This window comes from Xanthomonas sp. F1 (assembly GCF_014199855.1).
This window is the reverse complement of the sequence record NZ_JACHOK010000002.1, coordinates 195830-221179: the sequence shown is the minus strand read 5'-3', so window position 1 is coordinate 221179 and position 25350 is coordinate 195830. Positions and strand designations below refer to the sequence as shown.

The 25350-nt window shown below is 70.1% G+C and carries 20 protein-coding genes and 1 pseudogene; 6 read left to right on the top strand and 15 right to left on the bottom strand.

The genetic code is table 11. The annotated features are described in order from the left end of the window. Positions 1–90: 90 nt before the first annotated feature. On the bottom strand, positions 91–498 hold the full coding sequence (locus tag GGR71_RS05680) for an RNA-binding S4 domain-containing protein (RefSeq protein WP_160962892.1): 408 nt from the start codon (positions 496–498) through the stop codon (positions 91–93). A gap of 252 nt (positions 499–750) precedes the next feature. Here GGR71_RS05680 and GGR71_RS21005 point away from each other — a divergent pair. Together GGR71_RS21005 and GGR71_RS05670 are read left to right on the top strand one after the other, a co-directional pair. Continuing rightward, positions 751–909 (top strand): annotated as a pseudogene (locus tag GGR71_RS21005) (chorismate-binding protein); the annotation flags it as partial. Between the two features lie 382 nt (positions 910–1291). Then, a complete protein-coding gene (locus GGR71_RS05670) occupies positions 1292–2752 on the top strand; it encodes an MATE family efflux transporter (protein WP_160962894.1) in 1461 nt (486 codons plus the stop codon). A 312-nt stretch (positions 2753–3064) separates the two neighbouring features. On the opposite strand, the gene rplS is transcribed toward GGR71_RS05670, so the two are convergent. The 7 genes from rplS to ffh form a co-directional block, all read right to left on the bottom strand. Beyond that, positions 3065–3481 (bottom strand): 50S ribosomal protein L19, encoded by a 417-nt coding sequence (gene rplS, locus GGR71_RS05665; protein WP_010342237.1) that lies wholly within the window; start codon positions 3479–3481, stop codon positions 3065–3067. 131 nt (positions 3482–3612) lie between these two features. Continuing rightward, a complete protein-coding gene (trmD, locus tag GGR71_RS05660) occupies positions 3613–4395 on the bottom strand; it encodes a tRNA (guanosine(37)-N1)-methyltransferase TrmD (protein WP_160962896.1) in 783 nt (260 codons plus the stop codon). A 72-nt stretch (positions 4396–4467) separates the two neighbouring features. Further along, on the bottom strand, positions 4468–4980 hold the full coding sequence (rimM, locus tag GGR71_RS05655) for a ribosome maturation factor RimM (RefSeq protein ID WP_160962898.1): 513 nt from the start codon (positions 4978–4980) through the stop codon (positions 4468–4470). Between the two features lie 41 nt (positions 4981–5021). Next, positions 5022–5282, bottom strand: a complete 261-nt coding sequence (gene rpsP, locus GGR71_RS05650; protein WP_048492103.1) for a 30S ribosomal protein S16 — start codon at positions 5280–5282, stop codon at positions 5022–5024. 174 nt (positions 5283–5456) lie between these two features. Beyond that, on the bottom strand, positions 5457–6257 hold the full coding sequence (locus GGR71_RS05645; protein ID WP_160962900.1) for an aminotransferase class IV: 801 nt from the start codon (positions 6255–6257) through the stop codon (positions 5457–5459). After that, on the bottom strand, positions 6254–7324 hold the full coding sequence (locus GGR71_RS05640; protein ID WP_160962902.1) for an NAD(P)H-dependent flavin oxidoreductase: 1071 nt from the start codon (positions 7322–7324) through the stop codon (positions 6254–6256). Before GGR71_RS05640 ends, GGR71_RS05645 begins: the two co-directional genes overlap by 4 nt. Before the next feature lie 266 nt (positions 7325–7590). Continuing rightward, positions 7591–8970 carry a signal recognition particle protein gene (gene ffh, locus GGR71_RS05635; RefSeq protein WP_160962904.1) on the bottom strand — a complete coding sequence of 460 codons (1380 nt, stop codon included), beginning with the start codon at positions 8968–8970 and terminating at the stop codon, positions 7591–7593. A 106-nt stretch (positions 8971–9076) separates the two neighbouring features. Here ffh and GGR71_RS05630 point away from each other — a divergent pair, with 106 nt between their 5' ends. Next, positions 9077–9871 carry a cytochrome C assembly family protein gene (locus GGR71_RS05630; RefSeq protein ID WP_160962916.1) on the top strand — a complete coding sequence of 265 codons (795 nt, stop codon included), beginning with the start codon at positions 9077–9079 and terminating at the stop codon, positions 9869–9871. 107 nt (positions 9872–9978) lie between these two features. Here GGR71_RS05630 and GGR71_RS05625 read toward each other — a convergent pair whose 3' ends face one another. Beyond that, positions 9979–11043 carry an aldose epimerase family protein gene (locus GGR71_RS05625; protein WP_184451716.1) on the bottom strand — a complete coding sequence of 355 codons (1065 nt, stop codon included), beginning with the start codon at positions 11041–11043 and terminating at the stop codon, positions 9979–9981. 396 nt (positions 11044–11439) lie between these two features. Here GGR71_RS05625 and GGR71_RS05620 point away from each other — a divergent pair, with 396 nt between their 5' ends. Further along, the gene (locus GGR71_RS05620; protein ID WP_160962920.1) at positions 11440–13029 is read left to right on the top strand and encodes an alpha-N-arabinofuranosidase; all 1590 of its coding nucleotides are present in this window, start codon (positions 11440–11442) and stop codon (positions 13027–13029) included. 341 nt (positions 13030–13370) lie between these two features. Here the strand turns inward: GGR71_RS05620 and GGR71_RS05615 are convergent, their stop codons facing one another. The 4 genes from GGR71_RS05615 to GGR71_RS05600 form a co-directional block, all read right to left on the bottom strand. Continuing rightward, positions 13371–13853: a hypothetical protein gene (locus GGR71_RS05615; protein ID WP_160962922.1), complete on the bottom strand. Its 483-nt coding sequence runs from the start codon at positions 13851–13853 to the stop codon at positions 13371–13373. A 274-nt stretch (positions 13854–14127) separates the two neighbouring features. Then, the gene (fusA, locus tag GGR71_RS05610; RefSeq protein WP_160962924.1) at positions 14128–16185 is read right to left on the bottom strand and encodes an elongation factor G; all 2058 of its coding nucleotides are present in this window, start codon (positions 16183–16185) and stop codon (positions 14128–14130) included. 566 nt (positions 16186–16751) lie between these two features. Further along, a complete protein-coding gene (locus GGR71_RS05605) occupies positions 16752–18014 on the bottom strand; it encodes a right-handed parallel beta-helix repeat-containing protein (protein ID WP_160962926.1) in 1263 nt (420 codons plus the stop codon). A 147-nt stretch (positions 18015–18161) separates the two neighbouring features. Continuing rightward, complete coding sequence (locus tag GGR71_RS05600; protein ID WP_237474565.1) at positions 18162–19286, bottom strand: dipeptidase; 1125 nt, start codon at positions 19284–19286, stop codon at positions 18162–18164. Positions 19287–19464: 178 nt separating this feature from the next. On the opposite strand from GGR71_RS05600, the gene GGR71_RS05595 reads away from it, so the two are divergent. Next, positions 19465–20730, top strand: a complete 1266-nt coding sequence (locus tag GGR71_RS05595; RefSeq protein ID WP_048492139.1) for a cation:proton antiporter — start codon at positions 19465–19467, stop codon at positions 20728–20730. 148 nt (positions 20731–20878) lie between these two features. Here GGR71_RS05595 and GGR71_RS05590 read toward each other — a convergent pair whose 3' ends face one another. Together GGR71_RS05590 and GGR71_RS05585 are read right to left on the bottom strand one after the other, a co-directional pair. Beyond that, entirely contained in the window at positions 20879–21598 is a 720-nt protein-coding gene (locus GGR71_RS05590) for a hypothetical protein (protein ID WP_160962928.1), read from the bottom strand. Positions 21599–21689: 91 nt separating this feature from the next. Beyond that, positions 21690–22310: a glutathione S-transferase family protein gene (locus tag GGR71_RS05585; RefSeq protein ID WP_160962930.1), complete on the bottom strand. Its 621-nt coding sequence runs from the start codon at positions 22308–22310 to the stop codon at positions 21690–21692. Positions 22311–22592: 282 nt separating this feature from the next. On the opposite strand from GGR71_RS05585, the gene GGR71_RS05580 reads away from it, so the two are divergent. Beyond that, positions 22593–25328 carry a carbohydrate-binding protein gene (locus tag GGR71_RS05580; protein WP_160962932.1) on the top strand — a complete coding sequence of 912 codons (2736 nt, stop codon included), beginning with the start codon at positions 22593–22595 and terminating at the stop codon, positions 25326–25328. Positions 25329–25350: the final 22 nt, after the last annotated feature.

The following is a 25350-nucleotide window of genomic DNA, read 5'->3' as shown; positions in this document are numbered from 1 at the left end:
CGACTACGATACGCGGAGCGAGACAGAGGTGGGGACGCGGCTACGCGGCAACGGCACGCGTTCGCGATGCGCGCCCAGCGCGATGCACGCCTAAAGCATGTCGATGTCGCCCAGCGCGCGGATCAGCCGCCGCGCGCGCTTGTCCGGCTTGCCCTCCGGCGCCTGGTAGCCGTTGCGCTCGGCGCTGCGTTGCGCGCGCAACTGCACGCGGCGTTCGCGCGAGGCCTCGCTCTCCTGGTACAGCGTCTGCGCCACGCTGGCCGGGCCGCGCATATCGCTCAGCCCCAGCACCTGGATCTCGAACACCTCCTCGCCGCGCTGCACGCGCACCTGCTCGCCCACGCGCACCGCGCGAGAGGACTTTGGCCGTTGCCCGGCCACGTCCACCTTGCCGGTTTCCACCGCCTGCTTGGCCAGGCTGCGGGTCTTGAAGAAGCGCGCGGCCCACAGCCAGACATCCAGGCGCACCGCGGCGGCTTGCATACCAGATTCATTCATTGCGTTGCTCGACATCCACTTGCGTTGAGGTTGGCAGGCAGCCAAGGGCGACACCGGACGGCAAGCACGGCGCCGACCGAAGGCATGCGTCGGCGCACATGTCTCCCCGCACACATGGCGATGCGACCGCGCCAATGCAAGCACCGCGCCGGAACCCGTTCCCACCGAGGTGAATGGGTTGGCGGCGAAGATGGGCGGGCTGGCCCACCGGCCACAAGGCGGGCTGGCCCGGGCGCGGCGTGCACAGATCGACGATCGCCGGCGGGGACGCGCTCCGGGGCGATCCGCGCCACCTTCCCCGGCGGCACCATCACCGGCTGCCCCCAGGTGCGCTGCATGCAGATCATCGCCGAGCTGGAGCAGACCCCGCGCGGCGCCTACACCGGTGCGGCTCGCGATGGTTGGGTGCACGAGGCTGCGTCCGCCCCCTCATCCGCCCCTGCGGGGCACCTCTCCCGAGCGGAGAAGGGAGAAGCCAAAGCCCCTCTTCCACCGGGAGAGGGGTTGGGGTGAGGGTGCGGCGCGCAGCGGCTCGCCGTGTTTGGGTGCATGAGGCCCAAGGCCCGTACGACGCGATCTATGCCGAACGCGCGTCCATCCCTCGCCGCAAGTGCACGACCGCGCGGCTCGGGTGGGACTGGCCATCGCCCGCGACGGCGCGCTCGCCATGGCGCGGCGCAAGCCAGCCCCATGCAGGCCCGCTGCACCAACGCTGCAGCCCCCGGTCCGTCCATCGCCCAACCGCCATCGGTCGGTGCTAGTGTGGCCGGCTCACGCTCGATCCCGACCCGCGATGCCCAAGCCCGCCGTGCTCACCGAAGGCCCGATCGGCCGCCAGTTGCTGCTGTTCTCGCTGCCGATCATGGCCGGCAACATCGCGCAGTCGCTCAACGGCTCGGTCAATGCCGTGTGGATCGGCCGCTATCTCGGCGAAGCTGCGCTCACCGCCGCGGCCAATGCCAACAGCATCATGTTCTTCCTGATCGGCTCGGTGTTCGGCATCGGCATGGCCTCCACCATCCTGATCGGCCAGGCGATGGGCCGCGGCGACGTGGCCCAGGCGCGGCGGGTGATGGGCACCAGCGCCACGTTCTTCATCGGCATCTCGGTGCTGATCGCCGCCGGCGGCTGGTGGCTGGCGCGGCACCTGCTGGCGGCGATGGGCACGCCAGCGGCGTCGCTGCCGCTGGCCGAGGCCTACCTGCGGGTGATCTTCCTGGCGATGCCGCTGCTGTACACCTTCGCCTTCCTGTCGGCGGCGCTGCGCGGCACCGGCGATTCGCGCACGCCGTTCCGCTTCCTGCTGCTGTCGGTGGTGCTGGACATCGGCTTCAATCCGTTGCTGCTGTTCGGGCTGGGGCCGTTCCCCAAGCTGGGCATCGCCGGTGCGGCCTGGGCCACGCTGATCGCACAGGCGGTATCGCTGACCGGGTTGCTGCTGTACCTGCGCCACAAGCGCCATGTGCTGTGGCTGGGCCGCCGCGACGCGCGGCTGTTCCGGCTCGACCTGCCGATCCTGCGTGCGCTGATCGTCAAGGGCGTGCCGATGGGCCTGCAGATGGTGCTGATCTCGCTGGCGATGATCGTGATGATCGCGCTGGTCAACGGCTATGGCACCGCCACCTCCGCGGCCTACGGCGCGGCGCTGCAACTGTGGGCCTACCTGCAGATGCCGGCGATGGCGATCGGCGCGGCCTGTTCGTCGATGGCCGCGCAGAACGTGGGCGCACAGCGCTGGGACCGGGTCGCGGCGACCGCGCGCAAGGGTGTGCTGTTCAACTTCCTGCTGACCGGCGCGCTGATCGCGCCGCTGATCCTGTTCGATCGCTGGACCCTGGCGCTGTTCCTGCCGCCGCACAGCGCAGCGCTGGAGATCGCGCGCCATCTCAACCACATCGCGGTGTGGTCGTTCCTGTTCTTCGGCGTCACCTTCGTGATCTCCGGCGTGGTCCGCGCCACCGGCGCGGTGATCCCGCCGCTGCTGATCCTGGCGCTGTCGCTGTGGGGCATCCGCGTGCCGTTCGCGCAACTGCTGCAGCCGCAGCTGGGCGTGGACGCGGTGTGGTGGAGTTTCCCGACCAGCGCCACCTGCGCGATGCTGCTGTCGCTGGCGTATTACCGCTGGGGCAACTGGCGCAAGGCCAGGATGCTGGCGCCCTCGCCGCCGGAGACGGTGGCGCATCCGGCGGAAGTGCCGGCGCAACCGCCGGCACCGGTCGCCGATGTGGCGGTGGCGCAGGATCCGGCGCGCTGATTGCCGCGCTCGTGGCGATCCACAAGCGCCCTCGTCTGTTGCGGGAGTCGACCCTCGTGCCGCCGCGGCGAGCGCAGCACTACATCGCGCCTGACACCCTCACGCGTCGGGACTGAAGTTCCCTCCCACAACGGCGCGCGCACAGCCCATCACCCTATGGGGAGCCGCTGGAATGACTTCCACACCAAATGGCCAGACCCGCCACATCGAACACGATGGCGCAGCTTCGCGATTCGCTACCGCACGCCCCCACAAACGCAAACGGCCGCCCGAAGGCGGCCGTTGCGGCAACGACCCGAGGGTCGCCGGGGATTACTCGGCCTTGGCGGCAGCAGCAGCGGCCTGGCGCGCGACCTTGGCCTGCGCAGCGGCGGCCAGATCTTCCTTGATGCGGGCGGCCTTGCCTTCCAGGCCACGCAGGTAATACAGCTTGCCGGCGCGGACCTTGCCGCGGCGCTTCACTTCGACCGAGTCGATGGTGGCGCTGTGGGTCTGGAACACGCGCTCGACGCCGTAGCCGTGCGAGATCTTGCGCACGGTGAACGAGGAGTTCAGGCCGGCGTTCTTGGTGCCGATCACCACGCCTTCGTAGGCCTGCACGCGCTCGCGGTTGCCTTCCTTCACCTTGACGTTGACGACGACGGTGTCGCCCTGGTTGAACTCCGGCAGCTTGCGCTGGATCTGGGCGGCTTCGAAGTCGGCCAGGATGGTCTTGTTGAGCTTGCTCATGGTGGGCACCGCTTGTGTCTGGTGAGGTGGTCCGGCAGTCGCCGCACGGCGATTGCGCGATATCGGATGGGCCAAGCGCGGAACGCACTGGCCGGAAAGCCGGGCATTTTAACCCAGCCCGGCGGCCATGGCTAGGGCCTGGGTGGATTTTCCTGATCGGCGGCCCGCGCCGCCTCCCGCTCCTGGCGGAATTCCTGCAGCAGGCGCCGGTCGGCCGTGCTCAGCGCCGCCTCGTCCAGCAGTTCCGGGCGCCGCAGCCAGGTCCGCCCCAGCGCCTGCATGCGCCGCCAGCGGGCGATCGCGGCGTGGTTGCCGGAGCGCAGCACCGCCGGCACCTCGCCCAGCGCGTGTTCGCGCGGATGGGTGTAGTGCGGGCAATCGAGCAGGCCGTCCGGACCTTCGAAACTGTCCTGGGCGGCGGATTCGGCGTCGTTCAGCGCCCCCTCCTGCAGTCGGGTCACCGCATCCACCAGCACCGCCGCGGCCAGTTCGCCGCCGGACAGCACGTAGTCGCCGATGGAGATTTCCTCGTCCACCGCGGCGGCGACGAAGCGCTCGTCCACGCCCTCGTAGCGCCCGCACAGCAGCAGCAGCCGCGGCAGCGCGGCCAGTTCGCGGGCCTTGGCCTGGGTCAACGGCCGCCCCTGCGGGCTCAGGTAGATCAGCGGCGCCGGCTGCGGATCGGCCGCCCGCACCGCCTCAAGGCAGGCCTGCAGCGGCTCGATCATCATCACCATGCCCGGGCCGCCGCCGAACGGGCGGTCGTCGACCTTGCGGTAACCGCCGGTGGCGTAGTCGCGCGGGTTCCAGCCGTGCAGGTCCAGCAGCGCGCGCTCCTGCGCCCGCCCGACCACGCCGAAGCCGGCGCACTGGGCGACGAACTCGGGGAACAGGCTGATGACGTCGATGCGCATGAGGCGGGGATTGGGGAGTCGGGATTGGGGATTCGTAAACGCAACAGCGGGGCCGGCGCGTGCCGGCATCGCTCAGAACTCGGGGTCCCAGTCGACCACGACCAGGTTGGCCTCGAAATCCACCGACTTGATGTAGTCCGGCTGCACGAACGGCACCAGCCGTTCGCGGTCGCCGCGCACCACCAGCACGTCGTTGGCGCCGGTGGAGAACAGGTGCGACACCTGCCCCAGCGCCACGCCGTCGACGGTGCGCACGTCCAGGCCTTCCAGGTCCACCCAGTAGTACTCGTCCGGGCGCGGCGGCGGCAGGCTGCTGCGCGCCACGTAGATCTCGGTGCCGCGCAGGGCTTCCACGGCGTCGCGGTCGGTGACATCGGGCAGCGTGGCGATCAGGTACTTGCCGGACTCGCGGCCGCGCACGCCAGTGAGGCTGCTCTCGCTGCCGTCGGGCTTGCGCACGATCCAGGGCTGATAACGGAAAATGGCGAGGCGCGGCTCGGTCCAGGACTCGAGCTTGGCCTCGCCACGGATGCCGAACGCGCCGAGGACCCGACCGAGCAGGATGCGGCGCTGGCTGTCTTTCATTGGCGCAAACGCAAGGGCCGCGCCAGGCGCGGCCCGCGGGATCAGGCCGCGGCGGCCTGGTTCTTGGTGGCTTCCCTGTACAGGTTGCGCACCTTGTCGGTCAGCTGCGCGCCATTGGACACCCAATGGTCGACGCGGGCCAGGTCCAGCACCACGCGCGGCTCGGCGCCCTGGGCGACCGGGTTGTAGTAACCGACGCGTTCGATGTTGCGGCCGTCGCGCGCGCTGCGCACGTCGGTGACGATGATGTGGTAGAAGGGGCGCTTCTTGGCGCCGCCACGGGTAAGGCGGATCTTGACCATGGTGAGTTTCCGGTATTGCCCAGTCGCCAGGATGGCGCGGTGAACCGACGATTATAGCGGCCGGCCCCGGCTCTGCCAAGTCTGGGCTGTGGCCTGCGGCCGCGGGATTGGGGATTCGAGATTGGGGATTCGCCAGGAGCGGCAGCCATGCCGCGATGGCCGTCCACGGAGTGCTCAGATCGCCTGCCAGGGCTGGGTGTGCAGCGCATCCTCCAGCAACGCCAGCAGTTCCTCGGGCGGGCGCAACGCACGCCCGTCCACTGACGCCACCGCCTGCTGCCCGCGGGCATTGCAGGTGAAGGCGGCCACGTCCGGACCGAATTCGTGGAGCGACAGCGGCCGCACTGCCTGCGCCACGCCCAGCGCGGCGAGCCCCGCCTGCAGCAGCCGTTCCTGGGTACCGCGCAGCGCCGGTGCCTGCGGCCAGTGCAGGCACGCCCCATCCCACAGCCCCAGGTTCCAGGTCGGCCCTTCGGCCACCTGCCCCTGCGCGTCGACGAACAACGCGTCGTCGCTACCAGCCTGCAGCGCCAGGCGGCGCTGGTGGAACGCGCCGAAGGTACCGACGTGCTTGAACTGCGCCGCCTCGCGTGCGAACACGCTGCTGCGCAGCCGCAGCAGCGCAGGGTCGGCCTGCGCCGGTTCCGCCAGCGACACCAGCAGCTCCGCCGCGCAGTCGGCGTCGGCCCGGCGCAGGGTGAATGCCGGCGAGAACACGGTGACGCGCAGGGACGCGTCGCCCCTGCCGAACGCAGCCAGCGCCGCGCGTAACTCGTCGCGCACGCGCTCGGCCGCCAAGGCGCTGCCGAACAGCGCCGTATTGGCCTGTTGCAGCCGCTGCAGATGCAGGTCGAACCCGCGCACGGCGCCATTGCGCACCTGCATGGTGCTGAAGTGCCCGTAGTTCACCAGCGCGGCCGCGGCCAGCAGTTCGGCGCCCGCCGGCTGCCCGTGATGGAAGACCTGTGCGCTCACAACAAGGCCTGTGCCTGCACCCACCAGCGCACCAGCAGCTCTGCCGCGGGCTCGCCCGGCGCCATCCAGGCCGACTGCCCGGCCCAGGCCTGCATCGTCGCCAGGCGGTCGGCGCGCTGCGCGGCCTGGCGCATCGGCGCGGTCAGCCCACGCTGCACCGGGTACGGCCGCGGCGGCGGCGCATCCGGTGCGGCGGCAGCGCGCACGTAGTCGGTATCCAGCGCCCGGCCCAGGCGGCCCGAGAAGGCGCGGGTCAACGTGGTCTGCTCGGGTTCGGCCTGGGCCAGCGCGGCCGCCCAGGCCGGTGCCAGCGCCGCCTCCGGACTGCGCAACAAGGCGGTGCCGATCTGCACCGCGCTCGCGCCCAGGGTCAATGCGGCGGCGATGCCGCGGCCGTCGCCGATGCCGCCAGCGGCGATCACCGGGATCTGCAGATGGTCGGCCAGCCGCGGCAGCAGCGCGAACAGCCCGGTCAGTTGCCGCTCGGCGCTACCGGCTTCGAAGGCGCCGCGGTGACCACCGGCCTCGGCCCCCTGCGCGACCACCGCATCGGCGCCGGCGGCCTGCGCGGCCAACGCCTCGTCCAGGGTGGTGGCGCAGGCGAACCAGGCGATCCCGGCCTGCTGCAGGCGTTGCACCTGGTCCGGCCGGAACAGGCCCATGATCGACGAGGCCACCGCCGGACGCGCCGCGAGCAGGGCCTCGAACTGGGCGTCGAAGTCGGCCGGCGCCGCGTCGCCGGCGGCGGCATCGACCGGCGGACCCCAGGTACCGAGCAACGCACGCATCGCGGCTTCCGCGGCGGCATCGCGCACGGGCGGTGGATCGGGCACCCAGAGATTGATCTGCGCCGGGCCGTCGCCGGCAGCGCGGAACGCGTCCATCCACGCCACGATGTCCTGCGGCGCCGACAGCACCGCGCCCATCGCGCCCATGCCACCAGCCGCGGCGACCGCGGCCGACAGCGGCACCGGGCAGGCGCCGGCCATCGGGCTGAGCAGAATCGGCAGGCGCAGGCCGAAGCGGGCGCAGAAGGCGCTGACGCGGTGCTGGAGAGCGTCGTTCATGGCATCGGGGCTGCGGTCGCGGCGCGTCGGAGGATGCCGCGAATGATATCGCCGGCGTCTGCGCCGTGGTCGCGTCGCGACAGGCGCAGGCGGCAACGCGGCCGGATGGCGTCCGGATGGTGCGATGATTGAGGGCGTCGCTTCGCGGTTGCGCCGACACACGCCCCGCTTGTCTCCGGCACTGTCGCGCCGCGCGTCGTTGCTTGGCTGGGTGGCTTCGCCCCGCACCCTCACCCCTCTCCCGGGGGCGAGGGGCTTCTCGAGGCTCAGCGGAACGGCAGGCCGCCGCGGCCGCCCATGCCGCCCATCATGCCCTTCATGCCGCGCATCAGGCCCTTCATGCCGCCGCCGGCCATCTTGCTCATCATCTTTTCCATCTGCTGATACTGCTTCATCAGCTTGTTGACGTCGGCCGGCTGGGTGCCGGAGCCGCGGGCGATGCGCGCGCGGCGCGAGCCGTTGAGCAGGCCCGGGTTGCGCCGCTCCTTCTTGGTCATCGAGCCGATGATGGCGATCATCCGCGGCACGTCCTTGTTGCCGGCGACCTGCTGCTTGAGGTGCTCGGGGATCTGGCCCATGCCCGGCAGCTTGTCCATCAGCCCGGACAGGCCGCCCATGTTCTGCATCTGCTCGAGCTGGTCGCGCATGTCGTTGAGGTCGAACTTCTTGCCCTTGGCGACCTTCTCGGCCAGCTTCTGCGCCTTGTCCTTGTCGACCTGGTGCTCGACCTGCTCGACCAGCGACAGCACGTCGCCCATGTCGAGGATGCGGCTGGCCAGGCGATCGGGATGGAACACGTCCAGGCCGTCGGGCTTCTCGCCGACGCCGATGAACTTGATCGGCTTGCCGGTGATGTAGCGCACGCTCAGCGCGGCGCCGCCGCGGGCGTCGCCGTCGGTCTTGGTCAGCACCACGCCGGTCAGCGGCAGCGCCTCGCTGAACGCCTTGGCGGTGTTGGCCGCGTCCTGGCCGGTCATCGCGTCGACCACGAACAGCGTCTCGGCCGGGACGATCGCGGCGTGCAGCGCCTTGATCTCGGCCATCATCGCTTCGTCGATGGCGAGGCGGCCGGCGGTATCCACCAGCAGCACGTCGACGAAGGACTTGCGCGCGTCGGCGATGGCGGCGCGCACGATGTCCACCGGCTTCTGCGAGGCCTCGGACGGGAAGAACAGCACCCCGACCTGCTCGGCCAGGGTCTTGAGCTGCTCGATCGCGGCCGGGCGGTACACGTCGGCCGACACCACCATCACCTTCTTCTTGCGCTTTTCCTTCAGGTGCTTGGCCAGCTTGCCGACCGTGGTGGTCTTGCCCGCGCCCTGCAGGCCGGCCATCAGCACGATCGCCGGCGCCGGCACGTTGAGATTGAGGTCGCTGGCGGCCGAGCCCATCACCGCGGTCAGCTCGTCGCGCACCACCTTGATCAGCGCCTGGCCCGGGGTCAGGCTCTTGAGCACTTCCTGGCCGACCGCGCGCACCTTGATGCGCTCGATCAGCGCCTGCACCACCGGCAGGGCGACGTCGGCCTCGAGCAGCGCGATGCGCACTTCGCGGGTGGCTTCGCGGATGTTCTCCTCGGTCAGGCGACCGCGGCCGCGCAGGCGCTGCATGGTGCCGGAGAGGCGTTGGGTGAGGGATTCGAACATGCGGGCAGGTCGCGGACGGGAAACGGCCGTCGATTATAGCCGGGCGCGCCGGCGATCCCCCGGCGCCGCCGTCACGGCCGCCGGCGCGATATGCGAAACTGACCCGATGCTCATCACCGTCCTCGCCACCCTGCTGTACCTGGCCGCCAGCGGCCTGCTGATCGCCGCGGTGGTGCGCGACCGGGTGGACCGCAGCCGGGCATGGCTGTGGCCGGCCCTGCCGGCGGTGGCCCTGCATGCGGGCTATCACGTGCAGGTCGCCCTGCATACCGCCGGCGGCCCGGACATGCACTTCTTCGCCGCGCTGTCGCTGGTCAGCCTGGGCATGGCGCTGATGACCGCGCTGGTCGGCGCCAGCGGGCGCATGGCCGCGCTGGGCGTGGTGGTGTTCCCGCTGTCGGCGGCGCTGCTGCTGGCCTACCACGGCTACGGCCATGAGCCGGCGCCGGTGCTGGACTGGCGGCTGCAGTTGCACGCCTGGCTGGCGCTGCTGGCCTACGCCACGCTGGGCATCGCCGCCCTGCTGGCGGTGATGCTGTGGCTGCAGGAGCGCGCGCTGCGACGCCGCGACTTCCATCCCTGGCTGCGCGCGCTGCCGCCGCTGACCGCGCTGGAGACGCTGCTGTTCCGCACCATCGTGGTCGGCTTCATCCTGCTGACCCTGACCCTGCTGACCGGCGTGCTGTTCGTGCAGGATTTCCTGGCGCAGCGGCTGGTGCACAAGACCGTGCTCAGCGTGCTGTCGTGGATCGTGTTCGGCGCGCTGCTGTTCGGCCGCTGGCGCTACGGTTGGCGCGGGGTCAAGGCGGTGCACTGGACCCTGGCGGCGATGGTGTTGCTGCTGCTGTCGTTCTTCGGCAGCAAGTTCGTGATCGAACTGGTGCTGGGGCACGCGCAGTAGGCTGCACAGCCTGGCGCAGCGCATGTTTGCAGGAGCGTTCAGCCGCGACCGGGCATTCCCAGGAACGCCCGGTCGCGGCTGAAGCCGCTCCTACGACGTCCCACGCATCAATCGCGGCCCTGCCCCGCCAGCGCCGCCTCCACCGCCGCCCAGTCGGCGTCGCGGCCGACTTCGGCGAACTGGTACGCGATGCGGTGCCGATAGACCTGGCCTGGGCGCAGGATGCTGTCGGGGAAGTCCGGGTGGTTCGGCGCGTCCGGGTAGCCCTGCGGCTCCAGGCAGATACCGCGGCCCAGCGCCGGATGCTGCCGGTCCAGGCCCTGGCCCTCGTACAGCTGCACGGCCGGCATCGGGCTGGCGATGCGCATGGCCACGCCGCTGTGCGGCGAGTACAGCAGCGCCGTGCAGTCGTGGCCGTCGGCCAGCACCAGGCAGTGGTCGTAGCCAGCGCTGATCGCCAGTTGCGGATCGGCGGCGATGTCCTTGTCGGCGATGGATCGCGCGTGGCGGAAATCGAACGGCGTGCCGGCCACCGTGGCGACCTCGCCGCGCGGCAGCAGCGCCGCATCGCGCACCGGCAGGTAGCGATCCGCCGGCACCCGCAGCCACTGCGCCGCGGCGGGCACCGCGGCATCGCCGGCCAGGTTGAAATAGGGGTGATGGGTGAGATTGAGCGGGGTCGGTGCATCGGTCTGCGCGACGAACTCGACGCTCAGGCAGCGGCCTTCGACGCGGTAGGTCGCCTCCACCGACACGTTGCCCGGGTAGCCTTCCTCGCCGGCCGGCGAGTCGTAGCGCAGCTGCAGCATGCGCTCGGTCTGCGCCAGCACCGTCCACACCCGGCGGCCGAAGCCCAGCGCGCCACCATGCAGGTGATTGGCGCCCTCGTTGGCGGTGACCACGTAGTGCCGGCCATCGAGGGTGAAGGCCGAGCCGGCGATGCGGTTGCCGAAGCGCCCGACCAGCACGCCCAGGTAGGCCGGATCCTGCAGGTAGTCCTGCAGCGTCGGCAGCCCCAGCACCAGCTCGGTATCGCCGTGCGCGCCCTGCAGGCGCAGGCTGCGCAGCAGGCCGCCGTAGGTCAGCAACTCGGCGCGCAGGCCGTCGCCACTGTCCAGGACCATGCGCTGGATGGCGGTACCGTCGGGAAGATGACCGAAGAGCGAGGACATGCAGGAGCCTGGGGGGTGGATGCGCATGCGCGGGGTCCGCAGCATAACCAGCGATGGCGCGACGCGGCCATCGCTGCGCGGGCATCGGCGGTGCGCTGTGCGATATCGCGCACGTTCTGGGAACGAACCGCGTGCAGCTACGCGCCGCGCATTGCAATTCCGATATGGCGGCGTCGCATTTGAGCATTGGTTCGCCCTTCGCGTGTCTTCTATGCTCGGGCCAGGGGACAGACCGCGGTAACCGGGGACAGCGCAGCGAGGCGGCGCGGACGCGATCGCGTCGGGGTTGCCGCCCTGCACGCGACCTCCTCTTGGCGCCACGCCCACGCCGCGCGCCGGCCGTCACTCACACGCAGCGCTGGCGATGGCGCCGCCCTACCCGACAAGGAGCTCCCGATGCGTTCGCCCCGTTTCCTGCAGCAGCGTGCGGCATGTTGGCGGCGACTGCCGCGGATCGCCGCGACGCTCGGCCTGGCACTGGCCGCCACGCTGGCCCAGGCCGCCGACGTCGAGGTGCGCGCCACCCTGCATGCCGACCAGCCCGGCGCCGCGGTGTCGCGCCATCTGTTCGGGCAGTTCGCCGAGCACCTGGGCACCGGCATCTACGGCGGCGTCTGGGTCGGCCCGGACTCGAAGATCCCCAATACCCGCGGCTACCGCAACGACGTGGTGGCCGCGCTGAAAGCGCTGGATGTCCCCGACATCCGCTGGCCCGGCGGCTGCTTCGCCGACGAGTACCACTGGCGCGACGGCGTCGGTCCGCGCAGCCAGCGCCCGACCAGCGTCAACACCCACTGGGGCGGCGTGGAGGAACCCAACAGCTTCGGTACCCACGAGTTCATGGATTTCACCGAACTGCTCGGCACGCAGGCCTACGTGGCCGGCAACGTCGGCGACGCGGCGCCGGACGAGATGGCGCAATGGGTGGAGTACATGACCGCGCCCACGCGCTCGACCCTGGCCGAACAGCGCCGCCGCAACGGCCGCCAGGCGCCGTGGAAGGTGCCGTTCTTCGGCGTCGGCAACGAGCTGTGGGGCTGCGGCGGCAACATGCGCGCCGAGTACGCCGCCGACGTGTTCCGCCGCTACCAGACCTTCGTCAAGGCGCCGGCCGACCAGACGATCCTCAAGATCGCGCCCGGACCGAACGAGGACGACTACCACTGGACCGAGGTGATGATGCGCGAGGCCGGCAAGTTCATGGACGGCCTCAGCCTGCACTACTACACCGTGCCCGGCGGCTGGCCGCCGCGCGCCTCTTCCACCAGCTTCGACGAGGCGGCCTGGATCGAAACGCTGTCGCGCACGCTGCGGATGGACGAGCTGATCAGCAAGCACAGCGCGATCATGGACAAGTACGACCCGGACAAGAAGGTCGCGCTGGTGGTCGACGAATGGGGCACCTGGTACAAGGGCCTGCCCGACGTGAACCCGGGGTTCCTGCGCCAGCAGAACACCTTGCGCGACGCACTGGTGGCCTCGCTCAACCTGGACATCTTCGTCCAGCACGCCGACCGCGTGCGCATGGCCAACATCGCGCAGATGGTCAACGTGCTGCAGGCGATGATCCTCACCGACGGCGACAGGATGCTGCTCACGCCGACCTATCACGTCTTCATGCTGTACAAGCCCTACCAGGACGCGACCGCGCTGCCGCTGCAGATCAGCACGCCGGACTACCGGCATGCCGGCTACACGGTGCCGGCGGTGCACGGCTCGGCGGTGCGGGCCAAGGACGGGCACGTGTATGTGGCGCTGACCAATCTGGACCCCAACCGCAGCGCCGACGTCGCGGTGCAGGTCGACGGCGTGCAGGCACGCGGCGTCGACGGGCAGATCCTGACCGCCCCGGCCATCGACGCGCTCAACACCTTCGCCCAGCCGCAGGCGGTGCGCCCGGCCGCGTTCACCGGCGCGCGCCTGCAGGGCGACACGCTGCAGGTGGCACTGCCGGCCAAGGCGATCGTGATGCTGAAGCTGCAGTAGTCCCAAGCCACTGCCGCACTGCCAGCCCCTCTCCCGCCGGGGCGACTGGGCACGACTTGCGCGCCACTGGCGCGCGTGCCCTGGAGCGCCCGCGCCGCAAGCGCGGGCCGGGGCGCGGAGCGGGGGCTGGGGTGAGGGTCGGCCCGCGCCGCACACCACTACTCATCCCAATCCCGAACCGCCGCTCGACAGCGTGTGCGCGTGTGTGTGAGGGAGACCTGCCCGCCAGCGCCTCCCTCCCTGCCACCCAGCGAGGGCGCAATGCGTCCATGCGCACGGCACACTGCCCCATCCCCAGAAGAGGGATTGGGATTTCCTGTGCGTTGCGACCTTCTGCGCGCTTAGTCCTGCGGATCGGTCAGCAGCGCGAACAGCGACTGCCCGTCCGGTGCGATCAGGTCGCTGACCGCCCAGCAGCCGTTGCCGCGGCGCTGCAGTTCGATCTTGACCGAGCGCGCCCGCGCGGCACGGCCGCCGAGCGCGAGCCGGTAGTCCATCCGCACCTCCACCTCGGTGGCCTGCGAACCGCCCGCGACCAGGGTGAAGGTCGGCGCGCCCTGGATGTCGCCGTCCTGCGCGCTGGTCCACGGATCGAAGTCCAGGCGACACACGCCCTCGCGCGCGGCGCAGCGCTGGTCGGCCTGCAGCGCGTGTGCGAAGGACGGCGTCAGCAACCCGTCCAGGTTCTGCGGCTGCCAGTAGAAATCGCGCGCCTTGTACAGACGCTCGGCCATCTGCAGCGGCGTCGCGCATGCCGGCGGCTGCGCCGCGGCGAGCGCCGACGACAAGGCAAGCAGGGTCAGAAGGGCTAAACGGCGATGCATGGGCGGCTCCGGCGATCGGGGCCGGCTATGAAGCCCGGTTCGCGGCGTCGACGCAAGCGCCGGGCATCTACATGGCGAACAAACATCGTGCGCCGTCGCCAAGTCGGCACGGACGATATACAGGACTCGCTGTGGACGCGTGATCCGTGAGGATTGCGCGCGCAGTCCACGCCCGCCTGGACTGCGTCGCGGTATTGCTTGCCCTCCGCAAAAAAAGAGGAGCCGGCGAACCGGCTCCTCGTCCTCCTGCCGCATTGCCAGATGGCCATCCGGCTCACGCGGCCTTGACTGGCGCATAGCCGTCGAAGGTCATGCTCGCCGATGCCCGTCCCTGGGTCAGCGAGCGCAACGCGGTGGCATAGGCCTGCAGTTGCGCCAACGGCGCCTGCGCGACGACCTCGGCATGGGCTCCGCGCTCTTCGATCGCCACGACGCGTCCCTCGCGCCGCTGCAGATCGCCGAGCACGTCGCCGACGCTGCTCGCCGGCGTCTCGATCGCCACCGCCATCACCGGCTCCAGCAGCAGCGTGCCGGCCTGCGCCAGCGCCGCCTTCACCGCTTCGGACGCGGCGCGCTGGAACGCCAGGTCCGACGAATCCACCGCATGCGCCTGGCCATCGACCAGCACCACCTCCGCGCCGACCACCGGATGGCCGAGCGGACCTTGCGCCAGCGCCGCCCGCGCGCCCTTCTCGGTGGCGGCGACGAAGGCCTTGGGCACCACGCCGCCACGGCTGCGGTCGACGAAGGTCACCGCACCGTCCGCGCGCGGCAGCACATCCAGCACCACCTGCGCGAACTGGCCCTGGCCGCCGTTCTGCTTGGACAGCCGTGCGGCCACGCCCAGCGCGGCCGCACGCGGCGTTTCCTGGTAGGCCACGCGCGGCGCACCGGTGCGCACGTCCACGTGCCACTCGCTGCGCAGCCGCTCCACCATCACCTCCAGGTGCAGCTCGCCCATGCCCCAGATCACCGCCTCGCCGGTCTCCGGATCGCTGTCGACGCGGAACGAGGGGTCTTCCTGCGCCAGCCGCGCCAGGCCCTGTCCCAGCCGCACCAGTTCGGCCGCGTTGGCCGCACCGAGCCGCCACGCCAGCACCGGCGGCTGCGTGCGGATGCGTTCCAGCACCCACCGCGCATCCACGCCGCTGAGCGTCTCGCCGCTGACCGCGTCCTTCCAGCCGAGCACGGCAACGATCTCGCCGGCCTGCGCCTGCGCCACGTCGTGGGTCCGCTGCGCCTGCACCACCGCCAGCCGCCCGACCCGGCGCGGCCGTCGCGCATGCGAGGTCCACACCGTGTCGCCGACGCGCAAGGTGCCCGAATACACACGCACGAAGGCCAACGGCCCCTGCGCGGTATGCGCGAACTTGAACACCAGCGCCGCCAGCGGACCGGACGGATCCGGCGCCAGCAACGTGTCGTGTCCGTCCCCGGCATCGATGTCCGCGTCGGCGCGGGCGGCGACCGGCGGGCGGTCCAGCGGCGACGGCAACCAGTCGACGATCGCGTCCAGCAACGGCTCGATGCCCTTGCGCTTGAACGCCGAGCCGGCCAGCACGGGCACGCCGGCGCCGGCCAGGGTGGCCCGGCGCAAGGCGGCGCGCAGCAGATCGGCGTCGATCGCGCGCTCTTCGAGATAGGCCTGCGCCAGCGCCTCGTCGTGCTCGGCCACGGCAGCGATCAATTGCTCGCGCGCGTCCGCGAAACCGGCTGCCTCCTCGGCATGCCAGTCGCGCATGTGCAGTTGCCCCGCGTCGCTCCAGGTCAGCATGCTGCCGCCGACCAGATCGCTCCAGCCGTCGAAGCCGGAGTCGCCCGGCACCGGCACGCCGACCGCCCAGACCGTCGCGTCGAGTTTGCTGCGCAACTGCGCCAGTACGCCGTCGAAGGACGCGCCGGCACGGTCCATCTTGTTGACGAACGCGAGCATCGGCACGCCGTGGCGACGCGCCTGCCGCCACACGGTTTCGGATTGCGGCTGTACGCCGTCGACCGCGGAGAACACCGCGACCGCGCCGTCGAGCACGCGCAAGGAACGTTCCACCTCGATCGCGAAATCGATGTGTCCGGGGGTATCGATCAGGGTCAGGCGATGCGTCGGCTGTCCGGCCGGCGCCCACTGCACCTGCACCGCAGCCGCGCCGATGCTGATGCCGCGCGCGCGTTCGATGTCAGAGAAGTCGGTGGTGGCGGCACCGTCGTGGACTTCGCCGAGACGGTGGATCGCACCGCCGGCCCACAGCAGGCGTTCGGTGAGGGTGGTCTTGCCGGCGTCGATGTGGGCAATGATGCCGAGGTTGCGCCAGCGGGATAGGGTTTGGGTGTTCATGAGAGAGGTTCCGCATTGCCAACACTGGGGAAGCCGCATGCCCCGGTTGGCGAGGCGGGCATGCGGCTAGGTTTCGGGTTCGGCGGCGTAGTGCATGGCACGTTCTCCTTGGCGTGTCGGAACAGTGGAACAGCGAAAAACAGGCAATAAAAAAGCACCCGTCGGGTGCTTGTCTGCGTCGGATCGGCGATGGCCGGCGTTAGCGCACGGCGTCGACCACTCCTTCAGGCAGGCGCACCCGGCCTGCGCTGACGCGCAGGGCGTTGGGCAATATCAGCAGCGGTGCGTGGGCCATGGCGGCGTGGGACGTTCGAATGGAAACTGGGCCGCAAGTCTGAACCTGCGCGCTGGCCTGGTCAATGCGGCCAGCGCAGCGCCGCTGGAACGATCAGAGGCGGTGCATGCAACGCTGGCGCGTGTATGCATTGCCGGGCGCGACGCAGGCGCACTGCCGCGTCCCCATCCAGTGCAATGGGCGGGACATTCAGGCCGCACCGCCTCCGTCTCGTCGCCTCGCGTCGCGTCGGTGCGACTGGTGGCCCGCCGGCACCGACGCAACGCGCGCATCACCACCCGATGTTGGTGTTCTGGACCAACCCGGCAGCGGCGTTCGGGCCCTTCCAGAGTACGTTGCCCATCGCCACGCCGTACTGGCCGCCGCCCCAGAACAACGATTCCTTGCCGCTCGCGCGGCAATGGTTGCCGATGATGCTGACCCTGGAAATGTTGTTGAAGAACATCGCCGTGTCGCGCGTGTTGTTGAAGATGTTGTTGTGGACGGTGATGTCGTGGATGCGGCCGAGGGTGTCGGAGACCACCGACAACTGGAAGTCGCCGCCCTCGAAGGTGTTGTCGGCGAAGGTGATCGAGTTGGCGTCCTGGCTCAGCGAGCACACCACCGTGCCGGGCTGTCCCGACAGCCAGTTGCCGATGCATTTGACGTAGGAACTGTTGTTGGTGATCTGTACGGAGGCCACTTTGACCTGGTCGATCACGTTGTGCGAGATGTTGATCTCCAGGCCTCTGTCGACATAGACGCCGATGCCCGAACCGGCGGAGGCGAGAATGGTGTTGTTGACGATCCGGACGCCCTCCGGCTGCGCCGACGTGGACCCCAGATAGACGCCCCCGCAGCCGAGCATGTAGTTGCCCTCGACGAACGAATTGATGCCGCCATTGCGGTTGTAGACCGCGTAGTCGCCGATGGAATTGAAGAAGCACTCGCGGATCTGGTAGCCCTCGCCGCCGACGCAATGGAAGCCGTTGGACAGGAAGCGCGAGAACGCCACACCACGGATCAGGATGGTGCGATCGTCCGGGCGATCCGGTGCGGAGTACGCGTACTCCACACCGTTCTGCGCGCGATTCATGCCGTCCAGCCCCAGGTCGAACAGCGCGGCGTTGCCGCCGAGCACGTAGACCAGGGCCACGTTGGCAGGAAAGTTGTCGCCAGCACGAATGGCGCAGTTCTGCCCGGAGCCGGCCACCACGAAGCCTGCGGCGCTGTTGACCTTGCTCTTCACGAACAGGGGCGAATCGACCCGATAGGAGCCCGCGGGAAAGAACACATAGCCGCCATCGGTCCCCACGCTGTCCAGGGCCGCCTGGATCGCCGGCTGGTCGTTGGTGGCGCCATCGCCGACTGCGCCGAAATCCTTGACGTTGGCGATGGGGGAAGGTGTCGCTGCCGCCTGCGTGGTGTTGGCGCCGGCCACGTCCACGCCGGCGAGCGCCGCGACCCCGGCCATGCCGCCCAGTCCCACGAAGCGGGAAAAATCACGGCGCGACATTCCCGCCGCAGGACGCTGTCCATCCGAACGCTGTTGCATGTCCATCTCTCGTTTTGGTGAAAAAGCGTATTGGCGGAAGCCACATGGGCGGCATCGCATGTGATCCGAAGAATGTTTCAGCCTGCACCCGCAGCGACCACGATCGTGGCGGAGAGTCCCGATGCGTGGCCCCGCAGCCGCACGACGTCACACGCTCCAGATCTCGCCGAACACCCGTTCGAAGTTCAGGCCCAGCACTTTTTCGGCGACGCGGGCACCGTAACCCTGGCGCAGCAACGCGTCGGCGACGCGTTCGAGCTTGCGCGGGGTGTTGGCGTCGGGCAGATAGGGCAAGCGGTTCTCGCCCGGGGCGCCGATGCCATCGCGACGGCGCTGCACCAGGTCCGCCTCGAAGGCGCGCCGGTCCTGCTCGGTGATCGGGAAGAACAACGAATCGGTGCCGATGCCGACATGGTCCTCGCCGCAGACGTCCAGGGCGTGCTGCAGGTGGCGCATGTAGTCGGCCAGCTGCGGTTGGCGGCTGTCCTCGGTCAGGAACGGCAACATGTACACGCCCATCACCCCGCCCTTGTCGGCCAGCGCACGCAGTTCGGCATCCGGCTTGTTGCGCGGATGCGCGAACACCGCGGCGCATCCAGCATGGGTGATGACCGGCGGGCGCTGCGACAGGGCGATGCCGTCGCGGGTGGTCTGCAGGTTGCAATGGCTCAGATCCAGCGCCACCCCGAGCCGGTTCATGTGCGCGATCGCATCGCGGCCGAGCGCGGTGACACCGCCCGTGTCGCCGTCCAGGCAACCGACGCCGAACGGCGTGGTGCGGTTGTAGGTCAGTTGCATGACCCGCACCCCGAGCTGGCGGAACAGCTCGATACGCGCGGGCTTGTCCTCCAGCATCGCCGCCGACTCGAAGGAGAAGATCAACGCGACGCGCCCCTCGCGCTTGGCACGGCGCAGGTCGGCCGGCTGCAGCACCTTGAGGAAGTGCTGCGGATAGCGCTCGACCAGTGCCTGCGCGGCGGCGATGTCCTGGACGGCGGTCTCGAAGCCGCCGGATGCACCGCCCAGCGTGGTCTTCAGCACAGACACGCCGGAGTCGCGCAGTTGCTGCAACAGCTGCGGCGCATCCGCGCCAGCGAACACCTCCCCGATCGACGCCAGGGCATTGGCATCCAGCACCAATGCGCGCCGGTACAGCGCAGCGGCGCCGCTCGCATCGGCAGCGTCCGCGATGGCGGCCCCTGGCAGCAGGCCGGCCACGGCGCCCGCGGCAGCGGCGCCCAGGCATTGCCGTCGCGTCCATCCCTTGCTCATCGCCTCGTTCCCCGGTGCGTCCTGCGGTGTCGGCCTACATGCGTGCCGCGCGCGCGATGCGGCGCGCGCGAGGCACCATACCGCAAACGCACCCCACCCCACCACGTGGCGCGGCGCACGCATGGATTTCGTGGCGCCGGCCTCCTATCATCCGCCGACACTTCCAGGACGGCCACCCATGACCACCCCGCAGATGTCGGTGTATTTCTTCCTGCAGGCGGCGGCGATCCTGCTGGCGTGCCGCCTGGTCGGCCTGCTGGCCAAGCGCCTGGGCCAGCCGCAGGTGGTCGGCGAGATGATCGCCGGCGTCGCACTGGGTCCGTCGCTGTTCGGCGCGCTGCTGCCGGACTTGCAGCAGGCGCTGTTCCCGAAGCCGACCCTGGACATGCTGTACGTGGCCGCGCAGCTCGGCGTGGGCCTGTACATGTTCCTGGTCGGCACCGATTTCCGCGGCGAGCACTTCCGCACGCGCTACCGCAGCGCGATGGGCGTGTCGCTGGCCGGCATCGCCGTGCCGTTCGTGCTGGCCTTCGTGCTGGCGCCGTGGCTGCTGCATGTGCCGGGCCTGTTCTCGGCCAAGGCCAAGCTGCTGGAGGCCTCGCTGTTCCTGGGCGCGGCCATCGCCATCACCGCGTTCCCGATGTTGGCGCGGATCATCCACGAGCGCGGCCTCACCGGCAGTCCGCTGGGCACACTGGCGCTGACCGCAGGCGCGGTCGACGACGCCGCGGCCTGGTGCATCCTCGCGGTGGTGCTGGCCAGCTTCGGCGGCAGTTGGGGCAGCGCCTATCTGGCGATCGGCGGCGGCGTGGGCTACGCACTGTTCATGATGCTGGTCGGCCGCCACTGGCTGCGGCGCCTGGCCGACCACGTGCGCCCCGACCAGCCGCTGAGCGCCGGCGTGCTGGCGGTGGTGCTGATGCTGTTCTGCGTCAGCGCCTGGGCGATGGACGCGATCGGCATCCACGCGGTGTTCGGCGGCTTCCTGCTCGGCGCCTGCCTGCCCAAGGGCGCGTTGACCGAGAAGCTGCGCGAGCAGTTGCAGCCGTTCGTGGTGGTGTTCCTGCTGCCGATGTTCTTCACCTTCTCCGGGCTCAAGACCGAGCTGAGCGTGCTGCTGGACCCGCAGATCCTGCTGGCCGCCGGCGTGGTGCTGCTGGCCTCGTTCCTGGGCAAGGGCATCGCCTGCTGGGCCGCGGCACGGATCAGCGGCGAGAACAACCGCAATGCGATGGCGATCGGCGCGCTGATGAACGCGCGCGGCCTGATGGAGCTGATCATCATCAACATCGGCCTGCAGGCCGGGGTGATCGAACAGGGCCTGTTCTCGATCCTGGTGCTGATGGCCATCACCTCCACGCTGATGGCGACCCCGCTGTTCAACTGGGTGATGCGCCGCGCGGGCGGCGACGCGCTGCCGGCGGTGGCTGGCGGGAGATCCTGAGGCACGCAGGCGCTCGACGGCGGCATCGCCGCAGCGCTGCATCCGGCGCAGACCCGGTTCACTGCGCAAAACGGCTGCAGGCACTGCAGCCGCCGCTCACGGCGAGCAGGTCAGGCCCGCTGCAAACGAATAGGGAATAAACGCGCTGTCAGAGCGGCGTCAGCCGCCACAGTCCATAGGGATTGGCGAACAGGTCGCCGGGCTGGAACTGGGTGCTGGCCTCGGCCTGGATCCGGTAGCGCGGCGCGTCTGCCGCGACCGCGAAGGTATGGCCCTCGCGCACGTCGGGCGCTTCGTTGAACAGGTAGGAAGTGAAGGTATGCAGCAGACCGACTGGATCAGATGCTGCCTGCGCCGCGACGATCGCGTCCTTCATGCCGAACTGATGCATGCCGCAGGAATGGACCTGCTCGCCGGTGATGTTCAGCACATAGGCGCGGTGGGCGCTGCCTAGCGACAGGTCCGCGCACAGCCGCCGCCAGTCGGCCGGACTGTGGGCGACGCCACTGCTCTCGACCTTCACCCCCAGACCGCCGGCATCCAGCAACGCCGCGGCCGCGCGCATCATCGTCTCGGCGCGCACCCGCGAGCCGCCGGCACCGATCAGGTAGACGACCGACGCATGCGTCCCGATGCGCGCCATGTCCGCCGAGCCGCGCCAGTGCGGCCCGGCCGCGGCGAACGCGGCGGCCATGCGTGCATCGTGCGGCTCGTACTGCAGCTCGCAGGCCTCGCCGCTGTCCATGTGCATCAGCACCTGCCCGGCGAACAGGTAGCCGCCGCTGTCCTGGACGATGCGCGCGAGCAGATCGGATCGACCCGGCCATGGGCCGGGAATGCAGAGCACGATCCTGGGGGTTTCGATCATGGGTCATGGCTCCTTGCCATCAGGGGGGACTGCACGCGCATGCGTCGCCGGCTTGCCGCCGCGACGACGCGCCGGCCTTGGGCGATGCCACTCAGGTCAGCGCCGTCATCACGCCCTTGCGGTAGGCCGGACGCTGCTGCAAACGTTGGTACCAGGCGTGCAGGTGCGGCAGCGCCGGGCGTTCGATCGGCATCTCGAACCAGGCATAGACGAAGCTGCCGAGCGGGATGTCGCCCATCGCGAAGTGCTCGCCCGACAGCCACGGCTGCTGCGCCAGCGCGGCATCGGCGGTGCGCAGCAGTTCGGCCGATTGATCCAGCGCGGCGGCGATCCTGGCGGCATCGCGCTGCTCTGGTGCCGTGCGCAGCACGCCCCAGAACAGATCGCGTAAGGCGCCGGCGAAGCGCGAGGTGGTCCAGTCCATCCACTTGTCGCCCTGTGCCCGCAACGCCGGGGCCTGCGGATAGAGCGTGTCCGGGGCGTAGCGCGCGGCGAGGTAACGCACGATCGCATTGGACTCCCACAGCACCAGGCCGTCGTCCTCGATCGCGGGCACCAGGCCATTGGGATTTAGCGCGCGATAGGCCGGCGCGTCGTTGCCACCGAACGCGCCACCGATCTCGATCGATTGGTACGCCACCCCGGCTTCCTCGGCACACCACAGCACCTTGCGTACGTTGCTCGAGTTGTGGCGGCCCCAGATGGTCAGCATGTCGGCGCTCCGGTTGCGATTGCCGAATTCTACGCCGGCCCGCCGCGCGAGCGCCCAGTGCAGACCCCGGGGCGGCAACCACTGCAGGCGGACGACAGCAGGCGACAGATCAAGGGTGGGCGGTCCTCCACGTGCGCGCCGCCCCATTCCGATTCGGATATCGCACGGCCGATTTACGTGATTGGTCGGCGCTGCGCGGCGGCCCTATCCTGCCTGCTACGGCCTAGCGTGCATGTGTTCGCCGGGCACCGGACGCATCGCTCCATTGCCGACCTCCCGCCCATGCACGCATCCGTTCGTTCCACGGCCTCGCGGCTGCTGCTGTCCCTCTCTCTCGCCGCCTGCACCGGCACGGCGATCGCCGCCGATCGCCTCATCGTCGACCTGGGGCAGGACACCGGCCCGTTCCATGGCGGTGCATCCGGCAGTCTCTACGGCCTCTACGACGCGCGCCTGCCGTCCCCGAACCTGGTCGAGGGCATGGGCCTGCGCAGTGTGGCGACCAAGGCACAGGACGGGCTGCAACATCCCGGCGCCGATGCGCTGGACGTGATCCGTTCGCTCGCCACCGGCTCCGGGGGCGATACCTACATCTACATGACCGACATCCACCGCGGCTTCCCCTACCGCTGGACGCAGGGCGACTGCGCGCAGTCCGTGGCGCATTACCTGGACGAGATCGCGCGTCAGGTCGAACAGGTCAAGGCGCTGCCCGCGCAGTACCGGCAGCACGTGGTGTTCGTGCCGTTCAACGAGCCCGAAGGCAACATGTTCGCCAAGGCCGCCGCGCCGGGGCATGCGGGTCCTGACAGCTGCAACGGCGTGGATTGGCGCAGCGACCCGAACGCCTATTTCGACGCGTGGGACCGTGCGTGGCGACGCATCCACGCCATCCTCCCCGACGCGCGCATCGCCGGCCCCAACACCAGCATCCTGTTCGACCAGGACAAGGGCTTCCTGCAGCATGCGCTGCGCGCGGGCACGCTGCCCGACGTGGTCACCTGGCACGAACTGACCGATCCGGCCTCGCTGTCGCGCAGCGTGGCCCGCTTCCGCGGCTGGGAACAGGAACTCTTCGCCGGGACAGCGCTGGCCGGCCGGCACCTGCCGATCAACATCGACGAGTACGCGTTCAACTACCACACTTCCGTGCCGGGGCAGATCGTGCAGTGGGCGGCGGCGATCGAAGCGGCCAAGGTCGATGCCGACCTGGCGTACTGGAACATCGACGGCAATCTGAGCGACTCGGCCGTTCAGGCCAATCGCGGCAACGGCCAGTGGTGGCTGCTGAACGCCTACGCCGCGATGCGCGGCATGCACACCGTGGCGGTGACGCCCCCGCATCCCGGGCAGGACGACAGCCTGCAGGCGGTGGCCGCGTTCGACCCGCAACAGCTGCAGGCGCGTGTCCTGTTCGGTGGCAGCAGCGGGCCTGCCACGCTGTCGTTGACCCGCATTCCGAACGCCTCGTTCGGCGAGCGGGTGCGCGTGGTCGTGCACGAAATCCCCTGGACCGGGCAGCTCGGTGACGCCGCTGCGCCACGCCTGGTCGCGGACGTGCAGGTGCCGGTGGTCGCGGGCCGCATCGATCTGGACTTCGGGCGCGGCGCGTTGCCGGCGCTGACCGCCGAATCGGCCTACAGCCTGGTAGTCATGCCCGGCATGCACGGCGGCCCTGCACAACCGCCGGCACTGCGCTGGCAGCAGCGGTACGAAGCAGAGGACGCCGCGCACCACGGCAGCGGCTACGAACGGCGTGGCCCGGAAGGCTCGCCGCAGGCGCTCGATCGCTTCTTCACCTCCGGCCGCTATGCCGTCGGCGGATTCGCTAGCGCGCGCGACGTGCGCCTGGACTTCGCCATCGAGGTGCCACAGGACGGTCTGTACGATCTGCGCATCCTCGCCAACAGTTTCAACCAGGATCCGCTGGTCGCCGCGCTCGGGCCGACCAATGTCTTCGTGCGCGTCGACGGGGATGCGGCCAGCGAACGGGAGGTGATGCTGCCGCTGGGCTACAAGCCGGTGGTGTGGGACCACGCCGACCTGCGCATCGCGCTGGCCGCGGGCCGCCACGTGCTCAGCATCGCGAGTGCGAGTGCGGATGGCCACCGACACACGCGCGGCAATGCGCTGATCGATCGCATCACGTTGTCGCTGCCCGATCCCGCTGCCGACACGCAGGTCTACGAGGCCGAACTCGCCACGCTGGCGGGCGGCGCGCGGGCGCGCTACGACCGCGACGACATCTCCGGCGCCGGCGCGGTGGCGTTGCCCGCCGGCGCCTCCGCCACGTTCTGGGTGTATGCGCCGCAGGAAGGAATGACGCCGCTGTCGCTGAACCTGGCCACGCCCGGCGCGCTGTCCCTCACCGTCAACGGCCAGACGCTGCAGGCATCTGCGCAGAGGGTATTCCTGCTGGGCGGGATCAACAAGATCGTGGTCGGCGGCAGCGCCGAGCGCCCGCTGCTGGATCGCCTGCGGGTGGGTCCCGGCGCCGTGCTCGGCCCACGCTACGAAGCCGAGCAGGCCACCCTCGCCGGGAATGCGCATCGCACCAAGGCCACGCTCGCCAGCGGCGGCGAGGCGGTGACCGGCATCGGTGGGGAACCCGGCAACGGCAATACGCTCACCTTCGCCGCGGTCACGGTCGATCGCGCCGGCCCGTACATGCTGACCCTGCGCTACGCCAACGACGAGCAGTCGAAGGCGAGCCACTACAATCCGGATCCGCTGGCGCGCATCGGGCGCATCCGCGTCAACGGTGCGCCGCCGCTCCTGGCGACCTTCCCGCACAGCTTCCACCGCAACAACTGGTGGGAACTGAGCGTACCGGTCGCGCTGCATGCCGGGCGCAATCGCATCCAGCTTTCCGGCGAGGAAGTGCCCGATGCCGATGGCGTCCACTACATCTCGCAACGCGCACCGGACATCCTGCTGCGCTCGAGGTATGCACCGGACATCGACTGGATCGCGGTCACCCCGCTGCAGGGCGACGCGGCGCCATCGGCACCTCGCTAGCGAGCGCGCCGTGGCGCGTGGC